The 12,356-nt window shown below is 59.4% G+C and carries 12 protein-coding genes and 1 pseudogene; 8 read left to right on the top strand and 5 right to left on the bottom strand.

Annotated features, from left to right (window positions below; genetic code table 11):
* Positions 1 to 76 precede the first annotated feature (76 nt).
* From SOP95_RS12400 to SOP95_RS32150, 3 genes and pseudogenes are all read left to right on the top strand, one after another.
* On the top strand, positions 77 to 736 hold the full coding sequence (locus SOP95_RS12400) for a peptidase inhibitor family I36 protein (RefSeq protein WP_323607271.1): 660 nt from the start codon (positions 77 to 79) through the stop codon (positions 734 to 736).
* A gap of 423 nt (positions 737 to 1,159) precedes the next feature.
* Positions 1,160 to 1,933 (top strand): annotated as a pseudogene (locus tag SOP95_RS32155) (PAS domain-containing protein); the annotation flags it as partial.
* Positions 1,934 to 1,939: 6 nt separating this feature from the next.
* Positions 1,940 to 2,479: a methyl-accepting chemotaxis protein gene (locus SOP95_RS32150; protein WP_442967739.1), complete on the top strand. Its 540-nt coding sequence runs from the start codon at positions 1,940 to 1,942 to the stop codon at positions 2,477 to 2,479.
* Positions 2,480 to 2,528: 49 nt separating this feature from the next.
* On the opposite strand, the gene SOP95_RS12390 is transcribed toward SOP95_RS32150, so the two are convergent.
* The 3 genes from SOP95_RS12390 to SOP95_RS12380 form a co-directional block, all read right to left on the bottom strand.
* Positions 2,529 to 3,950: an MFS transporter gene (locus SOP95_RS12390; protein ID WP_274073340.1), complete on the bottom strand. Its 1,422-nt coding sequence runs from the start codon at positions 3,948 to 3,950 to the stop codon at positions 2,529 to 2,531.
* Between the two features lie 140 nt (positions 3,951 to 4,090).
* On the bottom strand, positions 4,091 to 4,729 hold the full coding sequence (locus SOP95_RS12385) for a glutathione S-transferase family protein (protein ID WP_274073341.1): 639 nt from the start codon (positions 4,727 to 4,729) through the stop codon (positions 4,091 to 4,093).
* Positions 4,730 to 4,863: 134 nt separating this feature from the next.
* Positions 4,864 to 5,895, bottom strand: a complete 1,032-nt coding sequence (locus SOP95_RS12380; protein ID WP_046816578.1) for a LacI family DNA-binding transcriptional regulator — start codon at positions 5,893 to 5,895, stop codon at positions 4,864 to 4,866.
* Positions 5,896 to 6,110: 215 nt separating this feature from the next.
* On the opposite strand from SOP95_RS12380, the gene SOP95_RS12375 reads away from it, so the two are divergent.
* On the top strand, positions 6,111 to 6,644 hold the full coding sequence (locus SOP95_RS12375) for a gluconokinase (RefSeq protein WP_274073343.1): 534 nt from the start codon (positions 6,111 to 6,113) through the stop codon (positions 6,642 to 6,644).
* Positions 6,645 to 6,725: 81 nt separating this feature from the next.
* A complete protein-coding gene (locus tag SOP95_RS12370; RefSeq protein WP_274073344.1) occupies positions 6,726 to 8,078 on the top strand; it encodes a GntP family permease in 1,353 nt (450 codons plus the stop codon).
* A 536-nt stretch (positions 8,079 to 8,614) separates the two neighbouring features.
* Here the strand turns inward: SOP95_RS12370 and SOP95_RS12365 are convergent.
* Together SOP95_RS12365 and alaC are read right to left on the bottom strand one after the other, a co-directional pair.
* A complete protein-coding gene (locus SOP95_RS12365; protein WP_274073345.1) occupies positions 8,615 to 8,866 on the bottom strand; it encodes a hypothetical protein in 252 nt (83 codons plus the stop codon).
* A 199-nt stretch (positions 8,867 to 9,065) separates the two neighbouring features.
* Positions 9,066 to 10,283, bottom strand: a complete 1,218-nt coding sequence (gene alaC / locus SOP95_RS12360) for an alanine transaminase (protein WP_274073346.1) — start codon at positions 10,281 to 10,283, stop codon at positions 9,066 to 9,068.
* 139 nt (positions 10,284 to 10,422) lie between these two features.
* Here alaC and SOP95_RS12355 point away from each other — a divergent pair, with 139 nt between their 5' ends.
* The 3 genes from SOP95_RS12355 (at position 10,423) to SOP95_RS12345 (ending at position 12,224) form a co-directional block, all read left to right on the top strand.
* On the top strand, positions 10,423 to 11,085 hold the full coding sequence (locus SOP95_RS12355) for a LysE family translocator (RefSeq protein ID WP_274073347.1): 663 nt from the start codon (positions 10,423 to 10,425) through the stop codon (positions 11,083 to 11,085).
* Positions 11,086 to 11,151: 66 nt separating this feature from the next.
* The gene (locus SOP95_RS12350; RefSeq protein WP_274073348.1) at positions 11,152 to 11,637 is read left to right on the top strand and encodes a GyrI-like domain-containing protein; all 486 of its coding nucleotides are present in this window, start codon (positions 11,152 to 11,154) and stop codon (positions 11,635 to 11,637) included.
* Positions 11,638 to 11,735: 98 nt separating this feature from the next.
* Positions 11,736 to 12,224 carry a GNAT family N-acetyltransferase gene (locus SOP95_RS12345; protein ID WP_274073349.1) on the top strand — a complete coding sequence of 163 codons (489 nt, stop codon included), beginning with the start codon at positions 11,736 to 11,738 and terminating at the stop codon, positions 12,222 to 12,224.
* The last annotated feature ends 132 nt before the right edge of the window (positions 12,225 to 12,356 follow it).

The raw sequence follows: 12,356 nt of genomic DNA, 5'->3' as shown, positions 1-12,356 counted from the left end.
GTCAATTGTGCCGAAGTGACTCTGGTTTCCTGCTCACGCTGAAGGTGTTCAGCGTTCCAGGCGACGGAGTTTGTGCATGAACAGCAAATGGCTGGTTAGCTTCGTGGCACTCTGCCTCGGTGTCGGCGTACTGTTCTTTTCGGCGAAGCAGGCGACGGTCGAGCGCAGCCCCTATGCCTTGTTTGAGCCGCACATGACGGTTGGGCAAAAAGCCGAAGTGCAACAGCAAATCGACCGACAACTCCTTAGTCAGTCCGGAGGGCATCAAGTCAGTTCGACTCAAGTGATTTACGACAACGGTGCCGTTGTGCTGACCTTTCCGGTACCCGGCGACGAAGGTCAGTCAGATCGCGCCTGTGATTACGGTTACGTGTGTCTGTGGAGCGCTGCGGATTTCGCAGGCAGGAAATTGTCGTTGCTCAGCACTTCGAAAAGCCGGCCGGTCAATCTGTCCGACTACGGTATGAGTGCCCAGGTCGCCTCCTGGCAGCACAACAACAAGGCCCATTCAGTGAAGATCTTCGGCGTGGATGGGCCTGGCGCCAGGGGCAACATGGTGATGAGCAATATCAGGGAGGTGATCCTTGGCAAGGGCTGCTGTCCGTTCAGTATTCCCGAAGATATCCGCATCATCGACACTTGGACGGAGATCACTGCCCAGCGCCGACTGACCGGGCATAACGCTCGGATCGTGAGCATCGCATTCGCCCCCATGTCCATGTTGTTTGCGCAATAGGCGGCCGGACAAAACGTTCACTCGCTGAACCGATTTTGTCCTCAATACTGGCCGACTAGTGGCCTTGCAAGCCCAAGGCCGATGTCTATGCTGACGCGTAACTAACCATGTCGACCGTTATCGGTGGATGTGGTCCCTCGAACCAGGCTGTCAGAGTGCGCAACCCAAGGCACCAACACACTTGCAGGACGTTATCCGGAAATGGAGTTCGCTTATGAGCACGTTAGGGCTGGCCCGACCCCGGGCTATCAAGAGAAGGATGTCTTGATGAGAGTGTCGTTATAAGGACCCCCTCCGATCGAACATCACCAATCACCTGATGGGTTCCTCCTCCTTGGAGGAACGCGTGTGCCTGTTCTGTTGAACGTAGTGGTGGATTTGAAAGACCGGCAACTTTCATAAACGCGCAAAGGTGATACGACCATGTTTAACCTGCATCACAAGGCTGACCTGCTGGAAATCGAACGTTTCAGCTGCGCGCTGACCGAAGCCAACGCCAAGCTGGCTGCGGTCAGTCGGTCAATGGCGATGATTGAATTCACCCCCGATGGCGTCGTCCTCGAGGCCAACGAGAATTTTTGCAAGGCCATGGGATACAGTGCCGAAGAAGTGCGCGGCAAACATCACCGGATATTCTGTGAAGAGGCGTTTTATCGCAGCGAGGAGTACGCCAGGTTGTGGCGTGATCTCGCCCGGGGGGAACCGATCAGCGGCACTTTCCTGCGCTTGAACAAGAGCGGCAAGGAGATCTGGCTCGAAGCCAGCTACATGCCGGTGCTGGGTCCCGATCGGCAGGTGCGCAGCGTGATCAAGGTGGCTACCGACATTTCCGCCCGGGTCAACCAGGACCACGAAAACCAGAGCAGGCTCGCCGCCATTGGCCGCTCCATGGCGGTGATCGAGTTCACCCCCGAAGGCCGTGTGATCACGGCGAACGACAACTTCCTGAAAACCACGCAATACTCGCTCAATGAAGTCGTCGGTCAGCATCACAGCATGTTCTGCCATCGCGCCGAAGCGGAATCCCAGGGCTACAAGAACTTCTGGGCCTCGCTGAACCGCGGCGAATATCACTCCCATCGATTCGAGCGCAAGAGCAAACAGGGCCAGACGATATTCCTGGAAGCCTCCTACAACCCGTTGTTCGACGCCAAGGGCCGCCTGTACAAGGTGGTCAAGTTCGCCAGCGACATCACCCAACAGATGACCACCTTGCAATCCGCCGCGGACTCGGCCCACAGCACCTCGGTGCAAAACGATGCCTGCGCGCGCAAGGGCTCCGAGGTCGTGCAGCAGACGGTGCAGATCATCCAGGACATCTCCAAGGACTTGAACCAGGCGGCGCTGAGCATCGATGCGGTGAACAAGCAGTCCGAGATCATCGGCTCGATCGTCCAGACCATCCGCGGGATTGCCGATCAGACCAACCTGCTGGCGCTCAACGCCGCCATCGAAGCGGCCCGCGCCGGCGAGCACGGGCGCGGATTTGCCGTGGTGGCCGATGAAGTGCGCAGCCTGGCCGCACGCACCAGCCAGGCCACCCTGGAGATTGTCGATGTGGTGCGCAAGAACCACGACCTGTCATTGAGTGCGGTGTCGAGCATGCAGTCGAGCCTGAGTCGAACCGGGCTCGGCGTGGAGCTGGCGAACGAGGCGGGGGAGGTGATCCTGGAGATCCAGCAGGGCTCGCGACATGTGGTGGACGCCATCAGCCAGTTCAACTCGACGTTGCAGTTGAACTGACCGAATTGCAGGAGCCTGCAAGCCGGCTTCTGCAGTTACCGTAAGGTCTTCAGCGATGGGCAATGTTTTCCAGTGCCAGGTTGCGGGTGCGCGGGCCAAACATGCCGATGGTCAACATGACGATCAACATGCTGCTGACGATGAACGCCAGTACGCCCGGGGTGCCGAAGTGTTCGAGGAAAATACCGATCAACAAACTGCTGAAGACAGTCGACAAACGGCTGAACGAATAGCAGAACCCTACCGCCCGGGCGCGGATGTTGGTAGGGAATAATTCGCTTTGGTACGAGTGATAGCTGAAGCTCAACCAGGCGTTGCAGAAGGTGATCATCACCCCGCAAAAGATCAGGCCGAACGCGCTGGTTTGCAGGGCGAACAATGTGCCGAAGGTCATGGCACCCAGTGCCGAGCCGACGATCTGCCACTTGTTCTCGAAACGGTTGGCAAATTTCACGAAGAGTAACGGCCCCAGCGGATAGGCAAGGGTGATGATGAACGCATACATCAAGCTATGCGTGATGCTTACACCCTGGCCATTGAGCAACGCTGGCAACCAGTTGCCGAAACCGAAGAAACCGATGGCCTGGAACACGTGAAACACGATCAGCATCAAGGCCCGGCGGCGATACGGTGGCTGCCAGATATCGGCGAAACGCCCCTTGCCCTGGATGTCCACCGCTGCCAGTTCCGGCTCGTCCAGCGGTTTGCCCTGATCCTTCACGCAGCGTGCTTCGATGCGGGCGAGAATCTGGTCGGCCTCCTCGAACCGCCCATGCTGCGCCAGCCAGCGCGGCGATTCCGGCAAGCGTGAGCGCAACCACCAGATGAACAACGCAAACACCGCGCTGGCCAAAACCACCCAACGCCAGCCCGACACACCGAACGGCGCCTGGGGTACCAGCCACCATGACATCAGCGCCACTGCCGGTACCGACAGGAATTGCACGAAAAACGCGAAGGCGAAGGCCGAGCTGCGCATGCGCTTGGGCACCAGCTCCGAGAGGTAGGCATCAATGGTCACCAGTTCGATGCCCAGGCCGATGCCCACCAGAAAGCGCATGCAGATGATGCCCAACGCCGAACTCTGCACACCCATCAATACGGTGGCGACCGTGTACCAGATCAACGCGAAGGTGAAGATCGCGCGCCGGCCGAAGCGGTCGGCCAAAGGGCTCAACAGGCTGGCGCCGAGGAACAGGCCAAGAAACGTCGCCGAAGCGAAGGCGGCTTGATCGGAGAAACCGAACACACCCTGGTTGCCGGTGGCGAAGATGCCGTCGCTGATCAGGCCGGGGCTGATGTAGGCGGTCTGGAACAGGTCATAGAGCTCGAAGAACCCACCGATTGATAGCAACGCCACCAGGCGCCAGAGGGTGGAGACGGCGGGCAGGCGATCGATGCGGGCGGAAATCTGCGCGGCGCGCAGTGGGTCGATGTCATCTGCCTGGGCAGCAGGGGCGTGAGCAGTCATGGGCTGGTCCAATTTTATGATGGAGAAGCTTAGCCTGCTATCGGATATCAATGATTGTGAATCCCGGTGCCTGAACACCGAGATTCGCCAAGTTATTGCAATGAATGGTTACATTTTGCTGATTTATAGCGCTCGACCGCTCAAGGCAGGCCGTTACAGCAGTGTTTAAGGAAGCCCGGATGTTGCGCCAGACGTTTGAAATACTCGTCGACGGCCGAATAATCGGGACGCTCCATGGGCGTCATCAGCCAGCGGTTGACCGAGAGGCCGATGACAATGTCGGCCACGCTGAATTTTGCCCCGGCAACATAGGCTTTGGTGGTCGCGAGCTGGTGTTCGAGGATGGCCATTTTCTGGTTCCAGCCGCGCACGCCGACTTCGATGCGATGGGCTTCCTGGTACTCCGGATCCTTGCGCACCAGCGCCATGAACGCATAGCTCCAGGACGAATTGAGATCGGTAGCCTGCCAGTCCATCCACTGCTCCACCCGGGCGCGCGCGGCCGGGTCGCTGGGCAGCAGCTCCGTGTGGTGGTGCTGGTGCCTGGCGCTCAGGTAGCGGCAGATGGTGTTGGATTCCCACAGCACACCCGCCTCATCGATGATCACCGGCACCTGTGCGTTGGGGTTGTACCGCAGAAACTCGGGGCTGTGAGTCGAGGCAAAACCGCTGCCCCAATCCTCGCGTTCGTAGGAAAGGCCCAGTTCCTCACAGGTCCACAGGACCTTTCGGACGTTGATCGACGAGGCTTTTCCCAGAATCTTCAGTGTGTGTTCCATCGAACTACTCCAGCGAGAGGCGTATATCCAATTGTAGGAGCTGCCGCAGGCTGCGATCTTTTGATCTTGATTTCAAGAGCGAAGATCAAAAGATCGCAGCCTGCGGCAGCTCCTACAGGAAGCGAGTTATAGCATCAGGTACTCTCACGCACCTTCAACTCAAACCCCATGTCCTGCACCGGTCTGGCCACGGTATTACCGGCCATCAGCGTCAGCATCTGCTCCGCCGCGCGACGGCCGATGGCTTCGCGAGGGGTGTTGATGCTGCTCAGGCGCGGGACCATGTGTTCTGACATCGGCAAATCGTTGAAACCCAGGATCGCCACCTGTTCGGGGATCTTGATCCCGCAGCGCATGGCTTCAAGCAAGGCGCCCTGGGCCAGGTCGTCGTTGCCGAAGAAGATCGCATCGACGTCCGGATGACTGGCCAGCAGTTGCAGGAACAGTTCGCCACCCAGACCGACGGACGAAGAGCGCGGGGTCAGCACTTCCAGGTCCGGGTCGTAGAGGCCGGCCTTTTTCAGGGCCTTGCGGAAACCTTCACCGCGCAGCAGCGTGCGTTGATCCAGTTGCGCGCCGATGTAGGCCAGGCGCTTGCGTCCGCGCGAGAGTAAATGCTCGGCCGCCGTTTCACCGGCCGCCAGTTGCGAAAAGCCAACGCAATTGAGACCGGCCGCGCTGTCCAGTTCCATCATGTACACGCACGGGATGTTGCTGGCTTCGATCATCCGCCGCGAACTTTCGGTGCGGTCGAATCCGGTCAGCAGCAAGCCCCGTGGCTGATAGGCCATGTAGTTGCGCAGCAGGTTTTCTTCTTCGTCGCGCGAGTAATGGAAGTTGCCGATCAGCACTTCGAAGCCCTTGGGGCGCAACACCTGATGAATGGCTTCCAGGGTGTCGATGAACAGCAGGTTGGACAAGGACGGCACCAACACCACCACCGAATGGCTCTGCGCCGAGGCCAGGGCACGGGCCGCGGGGTTGACCACGTAGTTGAGTTCCAGCGCGGCTTTCTGGACTTTTTCCACGAGTTCCGTGGCCACCGTGCTGACCCCGCGCAGGGCTCGGGAGGCGGTAATCGGACTGACACCGGCCAGGCGTGCCACTTCGTTGAGGGTAGGGCGGCCAGTGGTGCGGGTATTTTTATCGTTTTTAGTTGGAGTCATCGACGGCTTGCCAAACAAAATTCAAGGCACTAAGGTAGCGCTGTCTCGATGCAGCTGCAAATGCGTGAGCGGGGGTTCGCCTGATCCTCGCTTTTTGGCGTTGGGAACACACATGCTGCAACCCACAAAATGACAAGAAAGGCGTCGGCAACTTCTGCTTTTGGTCTAGTGTCATAACTGGCAAAGGTAGCGCTGTCTGCGCGCTGAGGTGTTACATGAATCATCCCATCACCGCCCTGGTCATCATGGGCGTTGCCGGTTGCGGCAAGACGTGCGTCAGCGAGGCCCTGTGCCAATTGAGCGGCGCCACTGCCATCGAAGGCGACTCTTTCCACCCTGCCGCCAATATCGACAAGATGAGCGCGGGAATCCCCCTGAACGATGAAGACCGTGCCGGCTGGCTCGACAGCCTGTGCGATGAACTGCGCCGGATCGATGCCCAGGGTCAGCGCCCGGTGCTGACCTGCTCGGCGCTCAAGCACATCTACCGCGAACGCCTGCGCAGCGCCTTGCCGGGCCTGGGCTTCGTGTTCCTGGAGTTGACCCCGGAAGTTGCCGCTGAACGCGTCTCCCATCGCCCGGGTCATTTCATGCCGGCCACCTTGATCGAAAGTCAGTTCGCCACCCTCGAGTCTCCCAAGGGCGAGCCGCTGACACTGGCGCTCAATGCCTCGATCCACAGCGTTGAAGAACTGGCCGTTCAGGCCCACACCTGGTGGCAGGCCAACGGCCTGAAGCAGGCGGTATGAACGTGCTTGCAAAGACAGCGCTGTCCACGCGACTTCTGATTAACCCGCTTTAATAACAACAACAACCAGGAGACACCCCTAATGTTTGGCATGTCCCACGAGACGTTCCTGCTGCTCGACGCAGTGGTTACGGTGATCGGGCTTATCGTCCTGATTACCAAGTTCAAGTTGCACCCCTTTCTTGCCCTGATCATTGCCGCCGCCTTCCTCGGCCTGACTTCCGGCATGCCGATCGGCACCATCATCAAGGCGTTCCAGGACGGCTTCGGTGGCGTGCTCGGTTTCGTCGGCATCATCCTCGCGCTGGGCACAATGCTCGGCAAAATGATGGCCGAGTCGGGCGGGGCGGACCAGATCGCCCAGACCCTGATCCGCGCTTTCGGCAAGGACAAGGTGCAGTGGGCAATGATGTTCGCGGCCTTCCTGGTCGGCATTCCGCTGTTCTTCGAAATCGGCTTCGTACTGCTGATTCCACTGGTGTTCATCGTTGCCCGACGCACCGGCGTGTCGATCATCAAGATCGGTATCCCGCTGCTGGCGGGTCTGTCCGCGGTACACGGCCTGGTGCCGCCGCACCCGGGTCCGTTGCTGGCCATTGGCGTATTCGGTGCCGACATCGGCAAGACCATTCTGTACGGCCTGATCGTTGCGCTGCCAACCGCCATCATCGCTGGCCCGATCTTCGGTACGTTCATTGCCAAGCACATCCCTGGTCACCCGAACCAGGAACTGGTGGATCAACTGGCCCGCGAAACGGATTCGGCTGAACTGCCGAGCTTCGGCATCACCCTGGTGACCGTGCTGTTGCCGGTATTCCTGATGCTGCTCAAGACCTTTGCCGACGTGGCGCTGCCGGATGGCAACATCTTCCGTTCGTTCATGGACCTGATCGGTCACCCGATTTCGGCGTTGCTGCTGGCCTTGCTGCTGTCGCTGTACACCTTCGGCTACAAGCAGGGCATCGGTTCCAGCCAAATGATGAAATGGCTGGATGCGAGCCTGGCGCCGACCGCTGCGATCATCCTGATCATCGGTGCCGGCGGTGGCTTCAAGCAGATGCTGGTGACCAGCGGCGTGGGTGACGTGATCGGTCATATGGCGGTCAACGCACAGATCTCGCCGATCCTGCTGGCCTGGCTGGTGGCGGCGGTGATCCGCATCGCGACCGGTTCGGCGACCGTGGCAACCATTACCGGCGCTGGCATCGTGGTGCCGGTGGTGGGGATGATTCCGGGCGTGAACCGTGAGCTGCTGGTGTTGGCGACCGGTGCCGGTTCGTTGATCCTGTCCCACGTGAATGACGCCGGTTTCTGGCTGGTGAAGCAGTACTTCAACATGACCGTGGCCGAAACCTTCAAGACCTGGACGGCGATGGAAACCATCCTCTCCGTAGTCGGCCTGGGCTTTATCCTGTTGTTGTCGCTGTTCGTCTAAGCAACACCGCAAGACAAATGTGGGAGCCAGCCTGCTGGCGAAAGCGGTGTGTCAATCAGCATCCATGTTGACTGACACGCCCCCTTCGCGAGCAGGCTCGCTCCCACAGTGCTTTGCATCAGGGGCTAGTTTTTTCGAAGGTCATCAAGACGCGCTTGGAGTTGATTGTCGGCAGAACCATTACTTCTGATGGAGCCTGGATTAGAGCTCGCATAACCTGAATCATTACTGTATTGGCTTATGCTCGAAATGGTGCTGACAGTGCTGGGAGTGGAAGCAGAGCTGGAGTTGCTGCTGATAGAGGGTCTGCGAGAACTGGACTCACTTGGCGCAGCAGGCGTTGTCGTGGTGTGCTTCGAGGTTCCCAAACTATCGGTCTGCGCTGCCCAGTGAACGCGTAGGGTGTTGGAGCGATCGCTGCCTTGTATACCCTTCCATGAGGGGGCGGCGTGTCGTCGGCTTTTTCCCCCAGTCGATATAATTGGGGGGGGCGCCTTTTCCGAACGGACTCAATTTGTCCGGGCTGTGAAAGCGCATCAATCGCGGGTTGTAGGTGCGATAACCATTCCCCAAAAATACCAATCAGTTCTCGCCTCGCGCAGTTCACCGTTGAATCCCAGGTGCGTCCAGGCGTTGCGCAGGGCGGATTGCTGACCATAGGGGGTGTACGCCATGCGATTGATGGCGCCATCCATTTCGGCGAGCACAGAGTTTTTGCAGTCGCTCGCCAACAGCAAGGTTTGTTGCCAGGGGCGGGATGTGTGATTGGCGGGATTGAATGGGGACATGGGAAGCCTCTTTGTTTGACGACGAGTCAATAAAGGCCTTCAGCATTACAGGTTGTTCCAGAGCCGGGAACTGACAGAACTACCAGGGCAAAACCAAATGTGGGAGCGGGCTTGCTCGCGAATGCGGTGTGTCAAACACCATCAATGTTGACTGATACACCGCTTTCGCGAGCAAGCCCGCTCCCACAGTTGTTATGTGTCAGGCGTTGGATTTGGTGACGAGCCCATCCGCCCGGAACATTCCGCGGATCCCGCGCACGGCCTGGCGAATCCGGTCCTGATTCTCGATCAGGGCGAATCGCACATGGTCGTCGCCGTACTCGCCAAAACCGACACCCGGCGAGACGCAGACCTTGGCTTCGGCCAGCAGTTTCTTGGCGAACTCCAGCGAGCCCAAGTGCGCGTAGGCCTCGGGAATCTTGGCCCAGACGTACATCGACGCTTTCGGGTTTTCCACCATCCAGCCCAGTTCATGCAGGCCTTTGACCAGCACGTTGCGCCGCTGCCGGTACTGCTCGGCGATGTCGAGCACACATTGCTGATCGCCTTCCAGCGCGGCAATGGCCGCCACTTGCAGCGGGGTGAAGGTGCCGTAGTCGTGGTAGCTCTTGATCCGCGCCAGGGCGTTGACCAGCTCCGGGTTGCCGACCATGAAGCCAATACGCCAGCCCGCCATGTTGTAGCTCTTGGACAGGGTGAAGAACTCCACCGCAATGTCCTTGGCGCCGGGCACCTGCATGATCGACGGGGCTTTCCAGCCGTCGTAGACAATGTCGGCGTAGGCCAGGTCGTGCACCACCAGTACGTCGTATTGCTTGGCGAGGGCGATCACCCGTTCGAAGAAGTCCAGTTCCACGCACTGGGCGGTGGGGTTGGACGGGAAGCCGAGGATCATCATCTTCGGTTTCGGGATCGAACCGCGAATGGCCCGTTCCAGTTCGGCGAAGAAGTCCACGCCCGGCACCAGCGGCACCGAACGCACCTGGGCGCCGGCAATCACGGCACCATAGATGTGGATCGGGTAGCTCGGGTTGGGCACCAGCACGGTGTCGCCCTGGTCGAGGGTGGCCAGCATCAGGTGTGCCAGGCCTTCCTTGGAACCGATGGTGACGATGGCTTCGCTTTCCGGGTCGATGTCGACCTCGTAGCGTTGCTTGTACCAATTGGAAATGGCCCGGCGCAGGCGCGGAATGCCCTTGGACGTGGAGTAGCCGTGGGTGTCTTCGCGCTGGGCGACGGTCACCAGTTTTTCGACGATGTGCGGCGGCGTGGCGCCGTCGGGGTTGCCCATGCTCAAGTCGATGATGTCTTCGCCACGACGACGGGCGGCCATCTTCAGCTCGGCGGTGATGTTGAAAACGTAGGGGGGGAGTCGATCTATGCGCGCAAAGCGGCGCGGCGAACCTTGTTCGGCCATTGTTGCCTCGGATAACGTAAGCGCCCGGAACCGTCCGAGCGACGCTGGTCACTGCGGTGACCTGTGGCGGAATGTAATGGCAGCTGTGGCAGACTGTCCAGCTTCAAAGTAAACAAAATTTTGCGAAGGAAAGGGTTAGATGGAGTTTACCAGTGGCTTCTTGTTGAGCCTGTCGCTGTGCCTGGACATCGGCGTGGCCAATATCGCGATGATCACCCTGGCGATGCAACGCGGATACTTTCAAGGCTTCGCCCTGGGGCTGGGCACCTGCGTCGGCGACCTGATCTACGCCGTGCTGGCGCTGGCCGGCATGACCGTGTTGCTGCAATACGAAACGGTGCGCTGGGTGCTATGGATCGGTGGTTCGGCGCTGTTGGTGTATTTCGCGGCGAAGATGATTTACTCGGCGATCCACCATGAGGCGCTGCTGGCCGAAACCGCCGAGGTCGGCCACAACTCCCATCGCAAGGAGTTTTTCCGTGGAATTTTTCTCGCCATGTCGTCGCCCAGCGCCATTCTCTGGTTCGCCGCGGTTGGTGGCACGTTGATCGCCCGCTCCGGTGGTGGCGGTGCGCTCAGCTCGGCCTTGTTCCTCGGTGGATTCCTCTGCGCCGGGCTGTTGTGGTCCGCTGGCCTGTGCTTCGCGGCGAGTCACGGCGGCAAGTTGCTCGGCGACAAGTTGCTGCGCTATTCCTATATGGCATCGGCGGCGATCTTCTGCTATTTCGCGGTGTACGTGATCCTATCGGGTTACAACGAGTTTGTCGGTGCTGCCGCCGTCGAGCAGTTGCACGCCCTGTAACTGGGCGAATCGGCTTTGGCTTCTATACTCCCAGCCGAATCCACTTTTACTTCCAGGAGTCGAGTCATGGATGAGCAAACACGCGTCGAAGTGACGGAACCACGCTTCGAACACGGTCACTTCCTGCTGATTGCGGGGCTTGGCGGACAATTTACCCAGCAAACCGTAAAAAGCATTCCTGATCTCTGGGAAAAATTCACCCCTCACATTGGCAATGTTCCGGGGCAAAAAGGCGAAGTGACCTACGGCGTCTGCTGCAATTTCGACGGCAAGGGCGGCTTTGATTACATCGCTGGCGTCGAGATCAGCAAGCTCGATGATTTGCCTGAACAGTACCGCTGGGTAGAGGTTCAGCCTCAGCAGTATGTGGTGTTCGAACACAAAGGCTCGCTGGACACCTTGCCGCAAACCTTCCAGTACATCCATGGCACCTGGCTGCCGCAGTCCGGGCGCGAGCTGTTGAACGCCCCGGAATTCGAACGCTACAGCGAAGACTTCAACCCCAGGCTCAATACCGGCACGCTGGAACTCTGGCTACCGCTCAAGGCGTGACAAGTGCATCGGGAGGCGGATCAGCCGGTTCGTCTCTCGATGTTGCGCCGTTGCTGATTTATCATCCCCGGTCTTTCCCTCGCCGATTCCGAGCTGCCATGAACACTGTCATCCGCCACGTCACGCCTGCTGACCTGGACCGCTGCTACGCCATCGAAACCCTTGCCTACGAAGGCGACGAAGCCGCGACCCGGGAGAAAATCGCCACCCGCATCGCCACTTGGCCCGAGGGTTTCATCGTTGCTGAAGTGGACGGCGTGGTCGCCGGTTTCATCAATTCCGGCGCGGCGTTCCAGGTGGAAATGTCCGACGAGGCTTTCAAGGAACTGATCGGCCACGACCCGGCCGGACCGCACGTGGTGATCATGTCGGTGGTGGTGCACCCGGACTATCAGGGCCAGGGCCTGGCGAAGCACTTGATGGGCGAGTTCATCGAGCGCATGCGCGCGATGGGCAAAACCAGCATCGACCTGATGTGCAAGGAGCGGCATATTCCGTTGTATGCAGGCTTTGGCTTTGCCTACGTCAAGCCATCGGCGTCCGACCATGGCGGCATGGCGTGGCACGAGATGGTGCTCAATCTCTGAACCCGACGCAGACCCCGTGTAGGAGCGAGCTTGCTCGCGAAGAACCCAGGCACACCGCGTTTATCCAGAATGCACGCGTTATCGTTGACGACCTTCGCGAGCAAGCTCGCTCCTACAGGGGACATGTGTGTC

It is taken from the genome of Pseudomonas sp. YuFO8 (assembly GCF_035065025.1).
GTDB lineage: Bacteria > Pseudomonadota > Gammaproteobacteria > Pseudomonadales > Pseudomonadaceae > Aquipseudomonas > Aquipseudomonas putida_AE.
The sequence above is the reverse complement of the archived record's forward strand: the minus strand, read 5'-3'. Positions and strand labels throughout refer to the sequence as shown.